This is a genomic window from Emticicia sp. C21, from assembly GCF_003418935.1.
In the GTDB taxonomy this organism is placed as follows: Bacteria; Bacteroidota; Bacteroidia; order Cytophagales; family Spirosomataceae; genus Emticicia.
Window position 1 is genome coordinate 157124 of record NZ_QVMT01000013.1, and the last position, 23642, is coordinate 180765.

At 36.7% G+C, this 23642-nt stretch carries 19 protein-coding genes; 5 read left to right on the forward strand and 14 right to left on the reverse strand.

Going from position 1 to position 23642, the window contains the following annotated elements; all coding sequences use genetic code 11:
- Window positions 1-31: 31 nt before the first annotated feature.
- From D0T08_RS23225 to D0T08_RS23235, 3 genes are read right to left on the reverse strand one after another with little or no spacing between them, the layout of a single operon-like run.
- A complete protein-coding gene (locus D0T08_RS23225; RefSeq protein WP_229239034.1) occupies window positions 32-1156 on the reverse strand; it encodes an NAD(P)/FAD-dependent oxidoreductase in 1125 nt (374 codons plus the stop codon).
- A complete protein-coding gene (locus D0T08_RS23230) occupies window positions 1143-1718 on the reverse strand; it encodes an aminotransferase class IV (protein ID WP_158561337.1) in 576 nt (191 codons plus the stop codon). Before D0T08_RS23230 ends, D0T08_RS23225 begins: the two co-directional genes overlap by 14 nt.
- Window positions 1696-2769, reverse strand: coding sequence for an aminodeoxychorismate synthase component I (locus D0T08_RS23235; RefSeq protein WP_116985147.1), 1074 nt, complete (start codon window positions 2767-2769; stop codon window positions 1696-1698). Before D0T08_RS23235 ends, D0T08_RS23230 begins: the two co-directional genes overlap by 23 nt.
- 120 nt (window positions 2770-2889) lie before the next feature.
- Between D0T08_RS23235 and D0T08_RS23240 the strand changes: the two genes are divergently transcribed.
- Both D0T08_RS23240 and D0T08_RS23245 read left to right on the forward strand, forming a co-directional pair.
- Window positions 2890-5958: an amidohydrolase family protein gene (locus tag D0T08_RS23240; protein WP_116985148.1), complete on the forward strand. Its 3069-nt coding sequence runs from the start codon at window positions 2890-2892 to the stop codon at window positions 5956-5958.
- 40 nt (window positions 5959-5998) lie between these two features.
- Entirely contained in the window at window positions 5999-7303 is a 1305-nt protein-coding gene (locus tag D0T08_RS23245) for an amidohydrolase family protein (protein WP_116985149.1), read from the forward strand.
- A gap of 573 nt (window positions 7304-7876) precedes the next feature.
- Here the strand turns inward: D0T08_RS23245 and D0T08_RS23250 are convergent.
- A complete protein-coding gene (locus D0T08_RS23250) occupies window positions 7877-8203 on the reverse strand; it encodes a DMT family protein (RefSeq protein ID WP_116985150.1) in 327 nt (108 codons plus the stop codon).
- A 148-nt stretch (window positions 8204-8351) separates the two neighbouring features.
- Here D0T08_RS23250 and D0T08_RS23255 point away from each other — a divergent pair, with 148 nt between their 5' ends.
- From D0T08_RS23255 to D0T08_RS23265, 3 genes are all read left to right on the forward strand, one after another.
- The gene (locus tag D0T08_RS23255; protein WP_116985151.1) at window positions 8352-9608 is read left to right on the forward strand and encodes a prephenate dehydrogenase; all 1257 of its coding nucleotides are present in this window, start codon (window positions 8352-8354) and stop codon (window positions 9606-9608) included.
- Between the two features lie 52 nt (window positions 9609-9660).
- Complete coding sequence (locus D0T08_RS23260; protein WP_116985152.1) at window positions 9661-10224, forward strand: WcaF family extracellular polysaccharide biosynthesis acetyltransferase; 564 nt, start codon at window positions 9661-9663, stop codon at window positions 10222-10224.
- 105 nt (window positions 10225-10329) lie between these two features.
- Window positions 10330-11535, forward strand: a complete 1206-nt coding sequence (locus D0T08_RS23265; RefSeq protein WP_116985153.1) for a glycosyltransferase family 4 protein — start codon at window positions 10330-10332, stop codon at window positions 11533-11535.
- A 102-nt stretch (window positions 11536-11637) separates the two neighbouring features.
- On the opposite strand, the gene guaA is transcribed toward D0T08_RS23265, so the two are convergent.
- The 10 genes from guaA to D0T08_RS23315 all read right to left on the reverse strand — a co-directional run bounded on the left by guaA (window position 11638) and on the right by D0T08_RS23315 (window position 23428).
- Entirely contained in the window at window positions 11638-13167 is a 1530-nt protein-coding gene (gene guaA / locus D0T08_RS23270) for a glutamine-hydrolyzing GMP synthase (protein WP_116985154.1), read from the reverse strand.
- Window positions 13168-13233: 66 nt separating this feature from the next.
- Complete coding sequence (locus tag D0T08_RS23275) at window positions 13234-14823, reverse strand: M1 family metallopeptidase (protein ID WP_116985155.1); 1590 nt, start codon at window positions 14821-14823, stop codon at window positions 13234-13236.
- A 116-nt stretch (window positions 14824-14939) separates the two neighbouring features.
- Complete coding sequence (locus D0T08_RS23280; protein ID WP_116985156.1) at window positions 14940-15842, reverse strand: aldo/keto reductase family oxidoreductase; 903 nt, start codon at window positions 15840-15842, stop codon at window positions 14940-14942.
- Between the two features lie 151 nt (window positions 15843-15993).
- Complete coding sequence (locus D0T08_RS23285) at window positions 15994-16575, reverse strand: alpha/beta hydrolase (RefSeq protein WP_116985169.1); 582 nt, start codon at window positions 16573-16575, stop codon at window positions 15994-15996.
- 90 nt (window positions 16576-16665) lie between these two features.
- Window positions 16666-17307 carry a redoxin domain-containing protein gene (locus tag D0T08_RS23290; RefSeq protein ID WP_116985157.1) on the reverse strand — a complete coding sequence of 214 codons (642 nt, stop codon included), beginning with the start codon at window positions 17305-17307 and terminating at the stop codon, window positions 16666-16668.
- Between the two features lie 187 nt (window positions 17308-17494).
- The gene (locus D0T08_RS23295; RefSeq protein ID WP_116985158.1) at window positions 17495-18745 is read right to left on the reverse strand and encodes a peroxiredoxin; all 1251 of its coding nucleotides are present in this window, start codon (window positions 18743-18745) and stop codon (window positions 17495-17497) included.
- A 169-nt stretch (window positions 18746-18914) separates the two neighbouring features.
- Entirely contained in the window at window positions 18915-20174 is a 1260-nt protein-coding gene (locus tag D0T08_RS23300; RefSeq protein WP_116985159.1) for a YeiH family protein, read from the reverse strand.
- 62 nt (window positions 20175-20236) lie between these two features.
- The gene (locus tag D0T08_RS23305; protein WP_116985160.1) at window positions 20237-21658 is read right to left on the reverse strand and encodes an NAD(P)/FAD-dependent oxidoreductase; all 1422 of its coding nucleotides are present in this window, start codon (window positions 21656-21658) and stop codon (window positions 20237-20239) included.
- Window positions 21659-21782: 124 nt separating this feature from the next.
- The gene (locus D0T08_RS23310) at window positions 21783-22217 is read right to left on the reverse strand and encodes an Rrf2 family transcriptional regulator (RefSeq protein ID WP_116985161.1); all 435 of its coding nucleotides are present in this window, start codon (window positions 22215-22217) and stop codon (window positions 21783-21785) included.
- A 311-nt stretch (window positions 22218-22528) separates the two neighbouring features.
- Window positions 22529-23428, reverse strand: coding sequence for a DUF1684 domain-containing protein (locus D0T08_RS23315; RefSeq protein WP_116985162.1), 900 nt, complete (start codon window positions 23426-23428; stop codon window positions 22529-22531).
- Window positions 23429-23642: the final 214 nt, after the last annotated feature.

The window sequence follows — 23642 nt, forward strand, 5'->3', positions numbered from 1 at the left end:
ATAACATTGAAATGACGATGGCAGGGATTTGTCAGTTACCTTTCAAAATATGATTGACTATTTTCTCTGAGCTTAGATTGATATCTCTTAAGATACCTGTTAAAGGCAAATTAAAGCCTACGAAATATAAGCCTTTATAAGGTTCTTCATCAAACCACATGGCTTTGGGATAGCCTCTTTCATTGAGAATTGGTGCTATTTTTTCAACAATCTGCTCTAACCGTGCATGGTAGCCTGTTGCCATAACGATAATATCAATGGGTTGTTTTTCACCATTTACAAATACCACTTCATTGGGTGTCAATTCTTTTATATCAGGCATTGCTTTTATATTGCCTGCTTTTATCTGTGCCAATGTCCCCACATCAATTACTGCTACTTTACCTTGTGTCCGTAATTGTTCAGAGGGTGCCTGGGGTGAAATCGGTATACCCGTTCCTTTAGCTGCTTTGAGAAGCAGGCGCTTGAATTGTCGGGCAATGAAATCATAAAAGGTATTACCAAAGCGAATAAAGAATATAGCCAGGCTTTGGCTTGAACGACCTGCAAATTCTCTTTTAATAATATTAACCGGATTGCGGATTGACACAAAAGTCATGGCACCGCTTTCATATAAATCAAGTGCTATTTCGGCACCTGAGTTGCCGTATCCCACTACCAGCACACTCTTATCTTTGTAGGGTTTGCCGTTTTTGTATTTTTCTGAGTGAAATATCTCGCCTTTAAAATCTTCCTGACCTTTGAAAGTTGGTATTTTAGGCACCCGGTTATAGCCAGTGGCTACCAGTACATTTTTTGCTTCAAAGGTTTCATCTTTAGTTTGGACTATCCAGTTATTGCCTTTTTTCTTGATTGAAGTTACTTCCTGATTGAAAATAGGTTTTATGTTGAAATGCTTAACATATTGGTCAAGGTAGGCAATGTATTGATTTCTGGGCACAAAGGTTGGATAGTCTTTTGGAAAGGGCAAATGCGGTAATTCTGAATATTTTTTATCTGTATGCAGATGCAATCGGTCGTAATGACTTCTCCAGGCAATGCCAATGGTATCTGATTTCTCTATTATTTCGAAAGGTATACCTGATTTACTGAACCTACCTGCGATAGACAAACCTGATGGACCTGCACCAATAATAAGATTTTCAATGATTGCCATGTATTACAAGGTGGTTGATGTGTATAGTGAAATCATAAACGATATTCAAATCCCGCATAGCATTGATTAACGATAGTTTTTTGAAATGCTCCAAGTCTTCAACCTTAATTGTTGCCTCTTTCAGGATTTTATTATCCAGCAAATATTGTCTTTTTGTACCTTTTAATAATGGTGTATCTGGTGTTAGCCAATCCTGCCCATCAAAAAAAGCAATATTAGCAAAGGTAGCATCTGTCAGATAACTATTATGCAAGATAAATACATCATCTGTCTTTGGGTTTTGTGCCAGAACTTGCTGAAATTGACTTCTGTCTTCATATTTATAAGGATAGGTAATGCTTGTATCTTCTACAAATTGAATAGTTTTAGGATGCTTGAAATGATATTCAAAAAACTCAATTTTCTCAATTTCCTCTTTATAACTGACCCGACACCGATAGATACCCTCTCCTATCCAATCAGGTATATGAATGAGTTTTTCTAAATCTGGGTTTTCATTTATTCCTAATAAATCCCTCCTGCTTTGCTTTACCCTTTGGTTATGGTAAGCAAGATTGTGCAATTTTCTGTTTTGCAATTGTATGGTCTCGAACAATAGGGACATATATCTTCTGAATCATTTCTTCGTATTCTTTTTCTGCAAGGCTATTAGCTGTAATGCCACCCCCACTTTTAAAGGTCAGACTTCCATCAGGCTTTTGTTCTATAAATCGAATCATTACCCCGGCATCTAAAGTTTTGCCATCAAAAATGCCGAAGATGCCGGTATAAAAGCCTCTCTTGTCTATTCCTGTGTCTGACTTTAAATAAGTTTCTTTTTCCGCTGTTTGAATGATTTCAACTGTTTTGGCTTTAGGCGCACCACTAATTGACCCCGCGGGCAACATTCTGAATAAAATGTCACCTAAATTTTCTCGCCAATCATTACGCAATATTCCGCTAATCTGCGAACTTAATTGTAATAGCTCGCTTCCATCCTGAGTTTCTATCTTATCAAGATACCTGAATTTCTCAACCCATACTTTTTCTGCCACACTGCTTAAATCATTCCGAATCAAATCGACAATAGTTGTATGCTCGTAAAACTCCTTCCGGTCGTTTAGCAGAATAGTTTCGGCATTGGGTATAGAGGCATCTATTGTCCCTTTCATCGGGAAAGACGAAATCCTGCCTGTTTCATCAATCTGTACAAAAATTTCAGGTGAAAAGCAGACAAACTGGTCATTCCACCAGAATTTGTATTTAGCCTGACTTCGTTTGAAAACCTCCAACAAGTTAATATTCAAACTGATAGGCGTTTCACAAGTTAAATTAGTCAAAAAACTATTTCCCTGAAAAATATTCTTCTGCACATAATCGAAACCCTTTTCGTACTGCTCAAATTCTATTGGAAATTTTTCCAATCTTACTTCTTCCTTTTCCTCAAAATCATCTGTTTCAAAAACTTCATTTGTCTTCCCATTTACCCAAAACTTAAGCACTTTACGATCTATCCTGTCAAGCGGTTCTACCACACAATTCTCTCCCTGAAAGTCAATTATGAACAAAAACGGAGTACTTTCAGTCGAAAAAAAGTTAAATTTTGAGATTGCGCTCTGTCTATTGATTTTCACTTTTAAAAGCGTTTTTATAACATTTAGACGATTCTAACTGCAAAAGTATTAATAGTTTTGTTTATTAAGGCAAAATTATCAAATTCGCAATATCAATAACCAAACATCACAAACCTATCCATGAAGAAAATCCTTCTCAGTTTTTTCATTCTACTCATCAACATTCAAGCATTTTCACAAGTTACTTTTCCCCGCAATGGCGTTTATGACGAACGTCCGGGACAGTATGCTTTTAAAAATGCAACCATTGTAGTTGACGCCCAAACGGTTCTTGAAAACGCCATGATTTATATCAAAAACGGCGTTATCGAGTCAGTTGGCAAAGACCTTAAAGTTCCGAACGGAACTGTAGTTTATGACCTAAAAGGTAAAAGAATTTACCCGGGTCTGATTGACATTTATTCAGATTATGGCATGCCGGAAATCGTTCGTCCACAGGGTGGTCGTGGTGGTTTTGGTGGTGGCCAAATGGAAAGCAGCAAAAAAGGTGCTTACGACTGGAATCAGGCCGTAAAGCCGGAAGTAGAAGCAGGTAAAGAATTTAAAGCTAATGCTCAAAAAGCCGAAGAAATGAGAAAAATCGGTTTTGGTGCAGCAGGTGTTCATATTGCTGATGGTATTGTGCGTGGTTCAGGTGCTTTAGTTGCTTTGGGTGATGGTAAAGAACATGATTTATTAATTAAAGAAAAATCATCTGCTCATTATTCACTAAGCAAAGGTACATCAACGCAAACTTATCCGGTTTCTATGATGGGTTCGGTAGCATTGCTTCGCCAGACTTACTATGATGCTGAATGGTATAAAAAAGGTGGGAATAAAGAAGAAAGGAACCTTTCGTTAGAAGCTTTCAATGAGATTCAGGGCCTACCACAGATTTATGAAGCTACTGATAAGTTAGCCGTTTTGAGAGGTGATAAAATCGGCAAAGAATTTGGTATTCAGTATATTTTTAAAGGAATTGGTGATGAATACCAACGTCTGGACGAAATCAAAGCATTAGGTAGCCCATTGATTCTTCCTCTGAATTTCCCGACTGCTTATGATGTTGAAGACCCATTTGATGCCTCACAGGTTTCTTTAACTGAAATGAAACATTGGGAAATGGCTCCATACAACGCCGGATATGTTTCGAAAGCAGGTATCAACTTTGCTTTAACAACTAATGGTTTGAGAAACAAAACTGATTTCTGGACAAATCTGAGAAAAGCGATTGAAAATGGTCTACCAGAAAACAAAGCTCTTGAGGCTTTGACAAGTGCTCCTGCTAAATTATTAAAAGTTGATAATATGCTGGGAAGCCTTAAAAAAGGCATGGTTGCCAACTTCATTATCACTTCTGATAATCTTTTCAGCAAAGACAATGTAATTTACGAAAACTGGATTCAGGGTAAAAGATATATCATCAGCGATATGAATGTTACTGATGTAAGAGGGGTATATGATTTGACAATTGGTGATAAAACAGGCTTGAAACTGAATATCTCGGGTAAAATTGACAAACCTGAATATCAGGTATTGGCAAATGATACAGTAAAAATTGCGACTAAAGTTACCAGATTATCGGACCTCTTTACTATCACTACTAAACTGGAAAGAAGAGACCCGAATGATACGCGTTTGAGTGGTTATTATGATGGTAAAAATATCAAAGGTGAAGGCGTGTTGCCAGATGGCAGACAAGTAAAATGGTCGGCTATTTATAAAGAGGCAGCTAAAGAAACTACTAAGAAAGATACCACAAAAGCAAAAACTGCGGAGATTGGTAAAGTATTATTCCCATTTACAGCTTATGGTAGTGAAACCAAGCCTCAACAGGAAACGATGTTGATTAAAAACGCTACGGTATGGACTAACGAAAAAGAAGGTATTGTACAAAATACAGACGTATTGCTTAGAGACGGCAAAATTGCACAGGTTGGTAAAAACCTTTCTGCTCCTGCAGGTGCTAAAACTATCGATGGAACTGGTAAACACCTGACAAACGGTATTTTTGATGAGCACTCACATATTGCCTTGTTCTCAATCAACGAGGTACAAAGTGTATCGGCAGAGGTTCGTCAAGAAGATGTGGTAAATTCAGAAGACGTTAACATCTATCGTCAATTAGCGGGCGGTGTAACTTCTTCTCAATTATTACACGGTTCTGCCGATTGTATCGGTGGTCAATCAGCTTTGATTAAATTGAAATGGGGTGAAAATCCAAATAACCTGTTAATCAAAGGTGCTGACGGTTTCATCAAATTTGCCTTGGGTGAAAACGTAAAACAAGGTAACAGTGCTCAACAAACTACCCGTTTCCCTGCTACTCGTATGGGTGTAGAGCAAATCTATATGGATGCGTTCCAGAGAGCAACAGAGTATGAAAAAGCATGGAAAACCTACAATGGTCTAAGTAATAAAAATGGTGTTACGCCGCCTAAGAAAGACCTGGAGTTAGATGCTTTGGTTGAGATACTGAACAAAAAGCGTTTCATCACTTGTCACTCTTATGTACAGTCTGAAATTAATATGATGATGAAAGTAGCTGAAACTTTCAACTTCAATATCAATACCTTTACACACATTCTGGAAGGTTATAAACTAGCTGACAAAATGAAAAATCATGGTGTTGCGGCTTCTACCTTCTCTGACTGGTGGGCTTACAAAATGGAAGTAAAAGAAGCGATTCCTTACAATGCAGCTATCTTAACCAAAATGGGCGTAAATACTGCCATCAACTCTGATGATGCTGAAATGGCTCGTCGTTTGAATCAGGAGGCCGCTAAAACTGTGTTGTATGGTGGCGTTTCAGAAGAAGATGCATGGAAAATGGTAACCCTGAATCCTGCTAAAATGCTGCATCTCGACAACCGTTTAGGAAGTATTAAGGTAGGCAAAGATGCTGACGTTGTATTATGGAACAACAATCCTCTTTCGATTTATGCGCGTCCTGAAAAAACTATAGTGGATGGTACAGTTTATTTTGATGCAGAGAAAGATGACCAAATGCGCCTGAGTGTAGCAAAAGAACGTAATAGATTAATGTTAAAAATGTTGGCTGAGAAATCGGCAGGGAATCCAACCCAAAGACCAATGCCACGTCGCAACCTACAAATTCACTGCGATACAATCATGGAAATGGGTGTAACCGAAAATCGTGGTGAGTCAAGCGAGGTAATGATGGATTCAAACTCTTCAGACAAAAAATAAGCATTAATCAAAGCAAATACAGTTCAAAACAAGATTTCAAATGAAAAAATATATAATACTTCTTGGGTTAGCATTGGCAGGTTTTGGGATTAAAGCCCAGAATCAGGCACCTGCTCAACCTCAAACCAGAGCTATAGCCTTAGTAGGTGGCACTATCCACGTGGGAGACGGCCGAATCATTCAAAATGGTGTCGTTGTTTTCGATAAAGGTGTTATTACTGCCATCGGCGATGCCTCATTGAATTATGACAAACCAGCTACAGAAACAATTAATGTAGCAGGAAAATCGGTTTATCCGGGTATTATTGCTCCATCCGCTTTGGCAGGTCTGGTTGAAATTGCTTCGGTAAGAGCCACTTTAGATAATCAGGAAACTGGTCAATTCAACCCGCATGTGAGAGCATTGATTGCTCATAATACAGATTCGGAAGTTATTCCAACGCTTCGTGGAAATGGTATACTGATTGGCCAAAGTACCCCAGAAGGTGGTATTATTTCAGGTACATCGGCTATTATGGAATATGATGGCTGGAACTGGGAAGATGCCGCTTTGAAAAAAGATGATGGTGTTTGGTTAAACTACCCTGCTTTGGTGAGCCGCCAATTCAGTTTTGAAGAATTGAAGTTTACCATTAAGAAAAATGAAAAGTATATGGAGCAAAAAAATGAATTGGCTCAACTTTTCTCTGAGGGACTTGCTTATGCTGAAATCAGTAACCCTAGCCCGAAAAATGCACAATTAGAGGCATTAAAAGGTTTATTTGATGGTTCGAAACAATTGTTTATCCGTGTGAATAGTGGTAAAGAAATTATTGAAGCCGTAAAACTGGCGAAACAATACAAAATCTCTAAAATTGTAGTAGTTGGTGGTGAAGAAGCTGAATTAGCGATTGATTTTTTGAAAGAAAACAATATTCCGGTAATTGTGAATGGAACACACCGCTTGCCAAATACAACGGATGATGATGTATGGAATCCTTACAAGTTACCAAATGTATTAATGAAAGCAGGATTGACTGTGGGTATGTATTATACAGAAGAATTCTGGCGCACACGTAACCTGCCTTTCGTAGCTGGAACAGCCGCTGCTTTTGGCATGGCACAGGAGGATGCTCTGAAAATGATTACGCTTAACAATGCTAAAATCTTAGGAATCGACAAGCAAGTGGGCTCTTTAGAAGTTGGTAAACTGGCAACAATCGTTGTCTCTGCAGGTGACATTCTGGATATGCGTACGAGCAAAGTTGAACAAGCGTTTATCAGAGGCAAGAAAATTGACCTTGATGATAAACAAAAGAGATTGTATAAAAAGTATGTGGGTAAATATGGTTTGACAGAAAAATAGTCTGCCTGACATTCAAAAAAAGGATTGCGAAGAAATTTGCAATCCTTTTTTTGTTTAAACACATTATTGAAAGTGTTTTTCTTTACTTCTATTTACCCAATTCCTGATCACCTAACACTACGTTTATACAAAACTATATTAGTACCAGACAACATAATCAGTATATAATTACCACTAAACAGTCTGATTATATCAAAGACCTGTAAAACGCTTTGAAAGCACAATTCTAAGTCAGAAATTTAGAAGACGCTGAGTTGAGAACGTCGAGGCTTGAATTTCAATCCAAATAACAACTATTTTCATGATGAAAGCGAAAAGAAAGTGAATACAAGTGGCAAAGGCATAACTGACTGCTTCATGAAAAGTTACCAATCTGGTAGGAACCTTTTTGATTAGGACAGCGATTTTTTCCAATTACCAACCACGAAAGTGAAGTCCAAAAAGGTTACCAGTATGGTAGGAACCTTCAAAAAACGACAGGAATGGCTTCCAAATACCAACTAATAAGGTTGAATCAGAAAAGGTTACCAATCTAGTGGGAACCTTTTTTAAAGGGGTAAATATTCAGTAATTTCATTTCTTAAAAACCACCCAAACAGCCAGAAATATCAGTCCAAAACCAACTAAATAATTCCATTTAAGGGGTTCTTTTAAATATAAAACGGCAAAAACGACAAAGACTACAAGCGTAATGGCCTCCTGAATAGTTTTGAGTTGAAAAGCATTAAATTGTCCGTAACCAATTCTATTGGCAGGCACCATGAAGAGATATTCAAAAAAGGCAATTCCCCAACTGATGGCAATAGCTTTCCATATTGGCAAATCAGGTCTTTTCAGGTGGCCATACCAGGCAAAGGTCATAAATGTATTTGAAACGAGTAGCAACAGGATAGTTCGCATGGGCAAAATTTAGAAATTGGGTTCTTATTGATTCAGATTTGTTGTTAATTTGTAAATCGATTTATGCAAAAACGAAAAGTTTGTATGATTTTGCTAAAATCGCACAAAAATATGGCATAAATCTGAACCGCCTAATTAAAAGCACGAAATGAAGATAGGAATTATTGGTTTGGGAGATATGGGAAAAATGTTTGCCCGATTGTGGACAAAAGCAGGTTTTCAGGTTTTTGGTTGTGACCTCCCACAAAATTACGAAAGTTTACAAACCGAACTAAGCCCTTTTGGAATCGAAGTTTTAAAAGATGGGATAGCAGTTTCTCGCCTTTGTGATTTTATACTATACTCTGTTGAAGCCGAAAATATTGAAAAAGTAGTAGCACAATGTGGTGGTTCTACTAAGTTCGGAGCCATTGTAGCCGGACAAACTTCTGTAAAAACTCCTGAAATAGCTGCCTTTGAAAAATATCTTCCGAAAGATACTCAGATTGTCACCTGTCATGCTTTATATGGTCCTGGGGTAAATCCGGAAACTCAGACTTTAGTTATAATTAATCATCGGGCAAGTAATCAGGCATTTGATGAGGCCGTGAATGTTTTCAGTAAAATAGGCTCTATTATCCATGAATTAAAGGATTATCACGAGCATGACAAAATGATGGCTGATATTCAGGCAATTACCCATGTGGGCTTTGAAAGCATTGGTACCGCCTGCATGCATAGAAAAGTATATCCCTGGGAAAATCCATTACACCCAAATGGTTTGGATAATGTAAAGTTTCTTATGACTTTAAGAATCTATAGCTATAAATTCCATGTGTACTCGGGTCTGGCTTTACAGAATCCTTATGCTCGAAAAGATGTGAGGAAGTATGCCAATTCTGAGATGGAATTGTTTGAGATGATGATTGAAGAAAATGAGAAAAAATTCCGCAGACGCATTTACACTGCTCGTGATCATGTATTCAAAGACAAAGAAGAAACCTTGATGCTTGATGATAAAATCATGAGTGAATTTAGTTTAAGCCTGGATACCGGACATAAACCAAATTCGCATTTAAGTCTGTTAGCAATGGTTGATACCTGGCATAGATTAGGGACAAATCCTTATAAAAATCTCGTCTGTCAGACTCCCCCATTCAAATTAAGAGTAGGAATGGCCGAATATTTATTTATGAACGAAGATTTGTTAGAGGAAACCATCAAAACAGCTTTGTTTGATAAAAGTATCAGAGGTGAAGATTTAGCTTTCCATACGGCCGTGCATGAATGGGCAAATATTGTAGAAATGGGCGATAAAGAAAGCTATAAAAAACATTTTGAAGCGACTAAAGAATATCTTGCTCCGCGTTTGGAGGAAGGTAGATATAAAAGTGGACTATTAATTAATAAACTACGCAGTATTTAAAAATCAACAATTGAATATACACATTGTTACTTTTTCATAAAACCACTTCTCAATGAATAAAACAGATTTATCAAAATATAACAATGACTGGTATAAGGAATCGCCTCTTACCAAAGGTTCTTTGATAACAATCTTATGGTTTATTACCAACAGTATTTTTATAAATTCTTATCTACCGCTCCCAATTTCTCTTAAAGTAGCCATTTTGAAACTCTTTGGCGCAAAAATTGGTAAAGGTATAACTATAAAACCCATGGTAAATATAAAAGCACCATGGAACTTAGAAATCGGAGACAATGTTTGGGTAGGTGAATGCGTTTGGATAGATAATATAGGAAAAGTCAGAATTGGCAATAATGTTTGTATTTCGCAAGGTGCTTTATTACTCTCTGGCAACCATAATTATAAAAAAGAGACGTTTGACCTTATTATTGATGATATTGTACTCAAAGATGGTGTTTGGATAGGTTCCAGAGCTGTTGTTTGTGCCGGTGTAACCTGTTTTTCACATGCTGTGCTGTCTGTAAATTCTGTTGCCACACATAATCTTGATGCCTATCAGATATATCAGGGCAACCCTGCCAAAGCCGTTCGAGAAAGAATTATCACCATTTGATAAAAAATTCAACAAAAAGAATTTCACTTTTTTCTAAAAACACAAAAAAAAGTGTTTATTTTGTAAAATTAGATACCCCAAAAGTATTTTCTAAATCAAAATCTAATGTTTCCCACATTTGAATCACTAATACCTGATAAAAACATCCAGATTCTTATTTCAGCTATTATCGCACTCTTTATAAGTCTGCGCTCAATACCTGTTATTATTAATATAAGCGGTCTTCGTGGCCTGATGGATAATCCGGTTAAAAGAAGTTCACACAGCACCCCTACACCTACTTTCGGTGGCGTTGCCATTTTTGCAGGTATATTAATCGGCTACATGATATGGAATTTTGGCGATGAGGGGATTTTGCTCCATAAAGTTTTTGCCGGAATGACCATTCTTTTCTTCTTAGGAATTAAAGATGACTTATATGCTCTATCTCCTACCAAAAAAATAGGTATTCAGATTATTGCTTCGGCTATTGTTGTTGTAGGTTGTGATTTAAGGATTTCTGATATGTTCGGCATCTTTGGTGTCGGTGAGATACCTTATTTGCTTAGTATCGGGCTTACCATTTTTATATTTGTTGCCATGATTAATGCCTTCAATCTGATTGATGGAATTGATGGTCTGGCCGGAGGTATTGGTATGATTGCCAGCGGTGGTTTCGGACTTTGGTTCTTAATTAACCACCATTATTCATTGGCTTGTTTGGCTCTATGTCTTTCTGGCTCTTTGTTAGGGTTTCTAAGGTTCAATTTCTCGCAGAATAATAAGATTTTCATGGGCGATACCGGCTCGTTGATTATTGGATATATCATTACGGTTCTTGCGGTGAAATTCATTCATTTTAACGTATTACATGCCTGGGATCCATCAAGTTCTTTTGTAAGTGCCCCAATTATTGCCATTGTAATTTTAGTCGTTCCGATTTTTGATACTATTCGGGTATTCTCAATACGTATTTTAAGAGGCAAATCTCCATTTAAAGCAGACCGAATGCATATGCACCATTTGTTGATTGATAACAATCTGACACATATGCAGGCATCATTTACGCTTTATGCTGTTACCATTGTATTAACTGTTATGACTTACTCGGCGAGACTCTATTTCAGCAATACAGAGCTTTGTTTCTTTATTCTTTTCCTTTTGGTCTGTTATTTCTTAGTTGCGAATTGGCTGGAAGTAAGACGATTTCAAGCCAGGAAAGCCAAAGAAGGAATTATAGCCGGAGCTGAAGTGAAACCAGCAGATGCCAAAACAGCAGATAAAATACCTAATCCGGAAAAATTACAATTCGGAGAAATAAGTGCTAATTAAAATGTATCACGATTTTTCAAATCGTGTTTGAAGATATTCATAAAGTAAAAAAGGCTCTTTCGGTGAAAGAGCCTTTTTTACTTTATGAATATTCTTGAAATCCTACTCCCATTCAATAGTTGCCGGTGGTTTTGAACTGATATCATATACCACTCTATTCACCCCTTTTACTCTATTAATGATTTCGTTCGATACATCAGCTAAGAATTCATAAGGCAAGTGTGCCCAATCAGCTGTCATACCGTCAACACTGGTAACGGCACGAAGCGCAACCACTTTTTCGTAAGTTCTTTCATCTCCCATTACCCCAACACTTTGTACTGGTAATAAGATAGCTCCTGCCTGCCATACTTTATCGTACAAACCACTATCTTTTAAAGCATTGATAAATATAGCATCAACTTCTTGTAAAATCTGTACTTTTTCAGCAGTAATATCACCTAAAATACGGATAGCTAACCCTGGGCCCGGAAATGGATGACGACCAAGGATATTTTGAGGAATATCCAAAGATTTACCAACTTCGCGAACACCATCTTTAAATAGAAGTCTTAATGGCTCAACTACTTTCAACTTCATAAAATCTGGCAGCCCGCCTACATTATGATGCGATTTAATGGTTACTGAAGGGCCTTTTACTGAAACAGATTCGATAACATCAGGATAAATAGTCCCCTGACCTAGCCAGGCAGCTCCTTCAACCTTATGTGATTCAGCATCAAAAACATCAATAAAAGTTTTACCAATGGCTTTACGTTTAGCTTCCGGGTCTGTTAAGCCCTCTAAGGCTTTATAGAATTGATCTTTAGCATCGACACCTATTACATTTAACCCTAAGCCTTTATATGATTCTAAAACCTCTTCAAATTCATTTTTACGTAAAAGGCCATTGTCTACAAAAATACAGTAGAGATTTTTGCCAATGGCATGATGAATTAGAGTAGCCGCCACAGACGAATCCACACCACCAGACAAGCCCATAATTACTTTATCAGACCCTAATTTCTCTTTCAATTCCTTGATTGATGCCTCTGCAAATGAATCAGGTGTCCAGTTCTGAGAACATTCGCAAATATCAACCACGAAATTTTTCAGAATAGTTTTACCCTGTAGTGTATGTGTAACCTCCGGGTGAAACTGAATACCATATCGAGGTTGATCATGGAGTTTAAAAGCAGCTACTTTTACTGTATCAGTAGAGGCAATAATATCAGAACCTGAAGGGGCACTTGAGATAGTATCACTATGTGACATCCATACTTGCGTATTATCAGCTACATCTTTAAACAAGGCATATCGATTATCAACTTTATTCAGAATCGTACGACCATATTCTCTGATAGATGATGGTAATACTTCTCCACCACCTGTCTGTGCCATCATCTGGGCACCATAGCAAACACCCAAAACCGGTACTTCGGCCGGGAAGTCTTGCCAATTAACAATTGGAGCATCTTCTTCACGCACTGAACATGGACTACCTGAAAGGATGATACCTTTAATTTCGGAAGTGATGGCTGGAATTTTATTGAAAGGATGTATTTCGCAATACACATTAAGTTCTCTAACTCTTCGGGCAATTAATTGAGTGAATTGCGAGCCGAAATCAAGAATAAGAATTTGTTCTGTCATGATAGGTTTCTAAAATGCAAAATTAGCAGATTTACCTACTCCCTCCAACACGTTTTTGAAAAAGTATTACTCATATATCACTCTTTTAAGGTAATAAGTCTTCGGATCAATGACAGGAGTCGTTTTACTCTTGACTTTTATGGGGATAGAGCTAATCATTTTTCGCTCAATCTGACCATCTGACTGAATATCAATAGGTAAAGTATCTGCGTAATTAAGGGTTGTAATTTGATACTCTTCATCACCAGTTCTCTTGACATCTACTTCTAGTTTCTTTGTTGTACGCAGATAAAAATCAAATAAAGGTTTTAAATTCTGTTTTGATTCTCTGCTAAAAAAAGTCTCTACATTATTAGTATTCACCAGATTATCATAAGTGTATTCAGGGCTTGTAGCAATTTTTTTCAAAGCAGGAAAGAAAATATCATCCCCTATTACATAGCGAAGTGTATGCATGAAAAATGCCCCTTTACTATAAATATCGCCATGATAAACCGTATCGGCATTCATATGTTCGCCCAATACAACCGGTAATTTATTTTGTGTGGCACGGCCTGTTCTTTCCATTCTTTTCAGATATGCCTCTTCTCCTTCATGTTCAAGTGTGTACATAGCATCACCAAACGAGCATATTCCTTCCTGAATCCACATATCAGCCCAATCAATGCCCGTTACTTTATTGCCCCACCATTCATGACCAAATTCGTGGTGCATCAGCCAGTCAAATTCTTTCCCTCCTACCATGGTGTATCTGAATTTATTACCATACGCATTCATAGTCTGGTGTTCCATCCCTAAGTGTGGGGTTTCACAAATAGCTATTTTCTCTTTTATCCACGGGTATTCTCCAAAGTATTTCTCTTGTGTCCGAACAATCCTTTCGAAAATATCCAAATGTTTTTCGGCCTTATCAGCATGCTCTTCCAGTACATAAAACTGCATGGGTACTGTATGTCCATCAATGGTAGTATAATTTCTTGAAACCACTTTAAATCTACCGACATTGAAGAGAATACTGTAATTATTGATGGTATAATTGGTTTTCCAGTGAAAAGTACTTTTGTCCTTTTTAGTTACCTGACTTTGCAAAAGACCAGGACCAGCTACTACCAGACCCTTCGGCACAGTTATAATCAGGTCAGCACCTTCATTTGGTTCATCGCTTGGATGGTCTTTACAAGGGAAATACATTTTTGCACCTTGACTCTGACAGGTAATAGACACCCATGAAGCACCTGTGGTATCCGCAGCCCATGTGAAACCTCCTGACCAAGGTGGACGAGAAGCAATAATTGGTTTGCCTCCGTATTGGATTTTAACTTTTGCTTTTCCAGGCACTAAGGGTGAGGCCAATGAAATTCTGATTAATTCATTATCGAACCTGAATAACTCCTCCTTTCCATTTACCCAGACTTTACCTATTGTAAAACTTTCTACCAAATCAAAAAGAAGTACATCGGTGCTCTTACTGGTTATCAAATCAATCTCTGTATAACCATTAATACTTTGCGTAACTGGTTTCACTTCTAAGGCCACTGTATAATGACGGATATCCATTAATGCCTGTTCCGGCTTTAATAAACCACCTGATTTATTCTTTTGAGCAAAAATACTAGCGCTTAAAAATAAACAAATGAAGAAGTATAAGTATTTCATAGTTCAGGGAATGAAGTATTTGATTGTATTTAACAAAGATAAATAAATCAAATAAAAAATCCATTACAAAGCGTTGACCTGGTAATGGATTAAAAATATAATTTTAAGATACTTACTTACTCATGCGAAATATCAGTATTTCTTGGAGGACATACTACATTATAAATTTCATACCACTCCTGATGGTTTAGTTTTACTCCTGTAGCACTTGCCGCATTCCTGATCCGGTTTTCAGAAATTGATCCGATAATAGGTAATGTACCTAATTTCATTAACCAGGCTACAGCTGTCTGCTCAATATTAGCATCATATCTGTTTCCGATTTTTTCTAATTTGGCTCTTATATTAACAGCCTTTTCATCATCACCATTAAGTATTCTTCCTCCTGCTAAAGGAGCCCAGGCCAAGGGTTTACTAAAACTTTGTTTGATGAAGTCTATCCGGCCATCTTCAATAGCAGCCGTATTCATCAAGTTTAGTTCAATATGATTAGTTACAATTGGTATCGTAAGATATGAAGCTAATAATTGATGTTGGAAAACTGTAAAATTAGCTACACCAATATGATTTACCTTACCCGAATTAACAACCTGGGCTAATGCCATAGCAGTTTGTTCAGGGTCTGCCAGGAAATCACTTTGATGTAAAAGAAAAATATCTAAGTAATCGGTTTTAAGTCTTTTAAGTGAATTATCTACGCTCTTCAAAATATGCTCTCTGGACGTATCATAATAATCGAAAGAACCATCATCAGAATGTCTGATACCGCATTTACTAAATAACACGATATCTTCACGCTTGAACGATTTACTTTTAATAATTTTACCAAAATGTTCCTCTATAGTATTATTACCATAGACATCGGCGTGGTCGAAAGTATTGATGCCTAATTCTAAACAGAGATTAATTATTTTCTCAATTTTTGTTGTGGTACTTTGTCCTTCATCACTCCATCTCCAGAAACCATAAATTGCTTCTGATACTTTAGGTCCCGAATCACTTAGGTAAACTTTTTTCATTAGGTCAGATTAATTGTATCGCCACAAAAATAGTCAAATTTTACAAATTTCCTTGAAACATGAAAAAAATGACAATACGACACTTGTTCTCGCTTTAAGATGCAAGAATCTTTTATTTAGGTTAATTGATTTTTAGGAGTTTCCTGACAAATCAGGCACATTGTAATTGAAAGGGGTCAGTTAATATATTCACAAATTGGTTCAGGATAATTTTGCCTTCTTTCCATTCTCCGAAGCCTGAACTGGCGTTTATATGTCCTTTAGCTCCAATATTTAAAAAAGTGCTTCCCCAATTATTGGCAAAATATTCCGAGCGTTCAATTGTAGCATAAATATCATTGGTACTGGCTACAACTACACTTTCAAACGGAAGAAGTGTATTAGGAATTGGGTTAAATCCTTCTGCAAAATTCAATCTTTCAGAAAACTCAGCATCAGCAGGGGCAATCAGCAAGGCACCTTTTACCAAAGGTGAATAATATTTCCTGGCCCAATGTGCGACCGTCATACAACCCATGCTATGAGCCACCAAAACTGTAGGTTGATTTAATTGCTCAATATAGCTTTGTAGTTTTCCAACCCAAGCCTTACAAACCGGTAAATCCCAGTTATCTTGTTCAACTCTGGTAAACAAAGATGGATATTGTTTCTCCCATAAAGTCTGCCAATGTCTTGGGCCAGAACTCGCTAAGCCCGGAATTGTCAGAAAATTGATATTTGATGATATTTTCATGAGAATAATGATTGAGTGATTAGATTTGATATTCATTGAAAAAAATGATTAGACAAAATAGTTTAGTTAATCACTCATTCACTCAATAATTTAAGCTGCGTAATTGTAATTAGCTGTATAAGGTACACGATTTACTGCTGCAAATACAGCACCCAGTACTTTTGTTGCAGAAAAAGTGTGTAAAAAATCTTCATCAATTGTATGATAGATTACCTGAGCGTATTGATTCAACACATAAGTAGCCGGAATCGGTACCTCTTCTGAAATACCTGAGATCTTATCCCATACGGGTACATCTTTTGAAAATAAACCAAATTTTTCTGAAATTTCATTATTCGGGTCAGCTATAACATTGAATGGAATTTCAAAGAACTGAACCATTTCTCTAACATCAGGATATGAGGCGTGTACAATTACCAAAAGATTCCCTCCCAAAGCGACAATCTCAGAATAAGCCTGATTCAATAATTTCAAGTGCTTTAAACCATAATTATTCCACCCACCCGACAAAAAACTAACTACCAATGGTTTATTATCCATGATAGAATTTATTGTGGCAGAAGTATAATTGAACCGATAAGAGACTTTTTGCCAGATACCCATATCCTTTTTAAAGGTAATATCAGGCGCTTTTGAGCCAGTTAATAAAGGCAAGAGCTTCGCATTGTTCTTCTTTACCGAAATCTCGGTATCCCAGAATGCTGTATCATATTTTTGGCTGTAGTTACTCATATCCTTAGAAATTAATTATAGTTATATTGTTGTGAATTCAGTACCTGGTGCAAAGATAATCAATTAATCTATATATTCTATTGATTTAGTAGATTAATTTTCAAAATTAATCTTATTCAGAAATTGATTATAGTAATTTGATTTACTAAAATTCAGAAGTTTGAGTAAGCAGAAATAAAATGCTTACTCAAAAAGTATTATTTTTCTGCTTGTTTTGGTTTAACAGAAGTAGTTTCTGCCCTAAAACTTCATCAATGTCCCGATCAAATTCTTTTACGAATTCTTCATAATATTTTCCTGTTGCCGGGCCAGAATAGCCTGTATGAATCTTGCTTACATTTCCTTCTTTATCAATCAGAATTGTGGTTGGGAAAGACAATACGGCACTCAACGCAGGTAATACTTTAGACGCAAATTCTTTGTCTGCTATTCCTGCAAATAAGATATCATACTCAATACCGAAACGTTTTTTCAGAACTTCTAAACGAGTTTTGGCAAATGCCGGGTCGTTTTTACGTTCAAACGCCAAACCGATTATTTCTACCCCTCTTTTCTTATTAGCCTTATACCAGGGAGCCATAAAAGCAGCCTCATCTAAACAATTTGGGCACCAACTTCCCAGAATTGTAACAATTACAGCCTTCCCTTTATATTTAGGGTCTTTGAGTGAAACAGACTTTCCGGTAAATGCATCCGGAAAAGTAAAATCAAAAGACGTTCCTTCTTTGATTGTTGTTAAAGTATAAGCATCGGGTAGTTCTGCTTTCTCATTGCGTACACCTTTCATCGTTTGTGCTCCTCTAATATTGATTATTTCACCTACCAGGTTATCACCTGATACTTTACCTTTAATTAATGATGGACTTGACCCACTAAATGCTGATAAATAAAAATCATTACCTTGTACAGAACCTTCATAATAACGATAATCTCCGGTTGTCGTTAGAAAAGTACCAGTCAGTTTATTGCCAAACTGAGAAAACACCCCTACAATTTTATTGGTGCTCTCTCCTATCACCACATCCCAATTGCCATGTAGGCTTACACTTGCTGCCCCTGGATTTTCAAAGAAACGATATTTTTTGCCGTATTCAGCAGTAAATTCAATTCCTTTATCTGGTTTAGCAGTATTGAACTTTTTAAACACACCTGTCAAAGTATTTGAGTTAACAATTTTTGCAGCAATAACTGCATCATAAATATCAACCGGAATAAATAAAGAGTCCTGCTTTTGAGTGATACCTTTAAGCTCAAAACGTTCAGAACCATTTAATAAGTAAGCAGTTTTACTTTGCAATTCGAAATTGAAAGGTGATTCCTGAGCGTTAGCCAATTTGAATGTACCTCGCCATGCTCCATTTTTTGGCGCTTGTTGTGCTTGTGTGGTTGAGCTGGCTATAATAACGGTTATAGCGACAAATGCTGTAAATAATCTCATAATTTTCTCTGGTTTTAGATGAAGCAAATATAAAAATATTTAATCTATAAAGTAAATAGATTTATTAATAAACATTTTCGATTATGATTTAAGTTCAGGTATTGTAGAAAAAAGGGATTCTGAAACTTTTTTCAGAATCCCATTACCAATGATTAGTATAAACTAAGGATTATCTAAATAAAAAATAAGCAATAATCAGTGTAATGAAGATATTGAAGGTCTGTGCAATTAAGAAAGCGTATAAAGGCTTTCTACTGTCTTTGTTGAATAAATCGGAGAAATTGGTTTCCAGCCCTATACTTGTGAAAGCCAGTGCAAACCAAAGCCCTTGAAAGTTTTTCAAGCTACCTTTTACCGCACTTACCGTATCAGCGGGAATTACAAACGAAAATAATAAAGAAGCTGCCACAAAACCTAAAACGAACTTAGGAAATCGTTCCCAGATTATACCTAACGATGGCCTGGTCTCATTATCCTTTGCCAAAGGATTATTAGTATAAGTCCAATAAATAGAAATAGCAAAAGCAGCTACCCCTAATAAAACATTTTGCGAAAATTTAACGATCGTACTGGTTTTAAGAGCTATTTCTCCTACCATCGATCCGGAAGCAACTACTGCTCCTGTGGTATCAATAGTACCGCCAAGCCATGCACCGGTTACTTCTTCTGACAAACTCAATGCTTTAGCTATATAAGGCATAAAAATCATCATCGGAATGGCTGTAATTAATACCAATGAGATGACGTACGATAGTTTTTTAGAATCCCCTTTAATAGCCCCAGAGGTGGCAATAGCGGCCGATACCCCACAAATAGACACGGCACTTGAAAGCATAATGCCCATTTCTTCGTCGATACCCATTTTCTTAGAAATCCAGAAGGCAAAATACCAGACTGAAATCACGACCAATAATGCCTGAATCAACCCTAAAGAACCCGCTTTCAAGATATCAGAAAAAATAACACCTGTGCCTAAAAGCACTAATCCTATTTTAACAAATACCTCCGTTGAAAGTGATGCTTTTAGCCAATCAGGAAGCTTAATGGTATTACCAATCACCAATCCTATTATAAGGCTGAAAATTACAGCTTCAAGGTTCAAATCTTTTACAGCACTGTTTCCGGTAATAATTAATGCCAGTATAGTTAATACATATACAATGGGTAAGCCTGTCAAAAAGGGTTTAATTGAATTGCCTAATAGAGCCGCTCCTGCAACGGCAACAACCACTACTGCTACTAATTGAATAAGAATTTTCTGGAGATTTTCTACTGACAATACTTTTTCAAATAGCTCTGAAGAATTACTCCAACCAAAAGATGGTACAGGTAATAAGAAACCTAAAATAGTTATTAAAATGATAGAAAATCCTAGGATAACGACTGTCCAGTCTTCTGTTAAAGCAAATTTCTTTGTAGAGGTCGACATAATTTAAAGTGATTAGAGTGGTTTGGGGTGGTAAGTTAAATATTTCTCTTCAAAATTGTTTTTTAAAATAAATCTTTTAGAACTCTTTGTGCTGCATGGTAACCACACATACCGTGAACTCCCCCACCTGGTGGTGTTGAGGCAGAACAAATATAAAGCCCTTTGGTAGAAGTTCTATAAGGCGACCATCGCAAAGCGGGACGAGTAAATAGTTGTGTCCAATCTATTGCACCTCCGTTAATATCGCCTCCTATATAATTAGGGTTATGTTCTTGCATTTGAGCCGGATTCATCACGTGTCTGGCTAATATACGCTCTCTGAATCCTGGGGCAAATCTTTCAATTTGTTTCTCAATAGCATTGGTCATATCTTTATTCGAATAGGCTGGAACATGGCAATAACCCCATAAGGTGTGCTTGCCTTCAGGTGCACGGGTCGAGTCAAAAAGACTTTGTTGCGCCAATAAAACAAAAGGTTTATCCTGATGCTTACCTTTCCAGATTTCCTGTTCACCAAATTCAATCTCCTTAAAACTACCTCCTAGATGCACTGTTCCGGCCAAAAGGTTTTCTTTTGCTGTAAACGGAACGGGCTCTGCTAATGCCCAATCTACCTTAAATACACCCATTCCATACCTATATCTTTCTAATTGCCATTTATAGATAGAAGAAAATGTATGACCCGCAATTTCTAATAGCTGTTTGGGTGTTATATCAAATAATATAGCCTTTGCTGAGGGCAATTGTTCTAAAGATTTAACGTAAAAATTAGTTTCTATTTTACCACCTATTGATTGGAAATAAGACGCTAGTGAATCTGCTATTTTTTGCGAGCCTCCCTTGGGTATAGGCCAATTGTAAGCATGCCCAGCCGCCATTAATACTAAGCCAATAGCCGAAGTAGTTAAACTACTTAATGGCAGCATAGAGTGAGCGGCCATGCCAGCCCATAATCCTTTAGCAGCTTCTGCAGAAAAACGTTTGACTAAAAGACTAGCTGGTAAAAGCGCATTCAATCCAAAAAGAGAATAGTCTATTATATTTTCAGGTATTTTTAATGGCGCTAAAATATCAGTAGCTAATACAGGCAATTTTTTAGCCAGTGATCCTATCTGTTTTCTATAAATTTCACCATCCTCTCCCAATCTCTTCGCTGTTTCTTCTAAGGACGGAGTTAATAGAGCAGTTGTTCCGTCATCAAAAGGATGCGCCGCAGCCACTGGCGGTTGTATATATTCAAGCCCGTGTTTATCTAGTGGCAAAGTTCTAAAGAATGGCGAGGCCAAAGCCAATGGATGTATAGCTGAGCAAATGTCATGTGTAAAGCCTGGTAAAGTTAATTCAGCTGATCTTAGGCCTCCACCTATAGTAGATTTTGCTTCCACTAATAATACTGATAATCCTTCTTGTTGTAATGCAATGGCAGAAGAAAGTCCATTTGGCCCTGAGCCTACAACTATTGCATCGAAATCTGTTTTAGCCATTAGGTATGATATAAAATCTAATATATTCCCGACAAATTATTTTCTCTCTACAATCTGAACTACAGAATCTGTCAAATGGTTTATCATACCTATATATTTCATTAAGATTATATCAATATTGGATTTAGGCAAATACTAACTCTTTTTTATTGACAAAATCCATTAGTGTCGTATTCTCATATACTTTCAGGTTAGCATCACGCACCTTCAGCATAATGGGTCGGATAGGGCAGGTTTCCTCATCACCACAGTCGTCGCATTTATCGTAATAATAAATAGAAACACACAAAGTTGGAGAGATAGGACCATCTGTAATGCGCAATATACGGGCCAGTGTAATTTTAGTGGGTTCAACACTTAATGAGTATCCACCATTTTTTCCTTTATGGCTTGTCAATAGACCATTGTTTCTCAATTCGAGCAGAATAGTTTCCAGAAATTTTCTTGGTATATTCTCTTCGTTGGCAATGTCATTTACAGTTAGTGAATCTTTTTCACCATACTTTTCTGCCAAAACCTTTAAGGCCTTCAGTGCGTATTTAGCTTTTTTTGAAATCATGGTGTTGTTAATGAAGTGTAATGATTTGTAAAGTTTAGTTTAGTTATTTTTGGCTTTATTTGATACTCATGCAAACATACAAATATATTTCTATAAAATCTATCAATTTAGTAGATTAATTTATTTTAACATAACCTCACTGTAAACAATAACATTTATCACACCTCTTAAAAAATCTGACTTGGCTAATGATAAGCCAAGCCAGATTGCCTCATTAGTTTATTAAAACAACGAAGCCTATCAGAGTACAAAAAAACTACGTTGTGCGTTTTATATTCTTTGATCGTACTAAACGCACAACGAGCATATCTTTAGTGATGACCATAGTTCTTCTCTCCGACATTTACTGCAATTGGCAATGTATTTTGCATAGGCGGCAAAGGACAAGTGGCATACGGTGTAAAAGCGCAAGGGGGATTAGTTGCCTTATTAAAATCTAAGTATACCTCTCCGTTGTCATCAGGTTTGGTTGTATAAACAAACCGACCTGCACCATAAGTCTCTTTTTTGTTAGTTTTATCGGCAAAAATGATAAATAAGCTCTCTCCTTCTTTCAGCGCATCAAGACTATATTCTTTACCAGCAATAGTAAATACTAATTTGCCAGATGAATCCTGAAGATTGGTTTGGCCCAATACATCCAGAATTGAAATTTTCTTATTTTCTTCTTTCACCAACTTCGCCTTTATTTTCCATTTCTCATCAATCGGAAAAGTTTCTATACCTGTAAATTCTTTCAGAAAAGGACTTTCTAAATCTCTTAAGCGAATACCATATTTATCCCCTCTTTTAATGATAAACCAGCGTAAAGACTTATGCTTTAATATAGTTGGCTTCTCTAAAGGAAAGATTTTCAATTTAGTTACTGATTGTTCATTGTTAAAAATAGCTTTATCAGCAGTAGTCTCAATGAAAACTTCTCCTTTCTCTAAAATCAATGTACCTAAGAAATCATCGCTCTTACCTTTTGGGAAAACAATCTTATTTGAACTACCCGTACCAAAAGTATTTTTACCTTCTTCCAACCAAAAGAGTCCGGCAAGATTCAGCCAACCGTTTTCTTTTTTCAGATTCTCAATTCGTTTATTATGCCATGCCTTTATTTCATCCTCATAAGGTCTAGTGTCTGAAATTTTATTAAATCCAGATGATAGTAATTCCACAATCAGAGATATACTGAATAGTATCCATATAGATTTACTTCCTTTCATAACTATAAACTTTAGTTAAGTCTTGGTCCTGTTTGTTACTTTATTTTTGGTAATTCCACCCATAAGTCTTAGTATGGGTGGAATCCAAATTAGGTAATGTACTGAAATGTATGATGAGTTTTGAGAAGAGAAGCAATGAGGCGTAACTTTGGTAAATGTGTCTAGTAAATATCAAACGGGGCCGCCCGGCGGTAAACTGCCCTCATTGCCATTC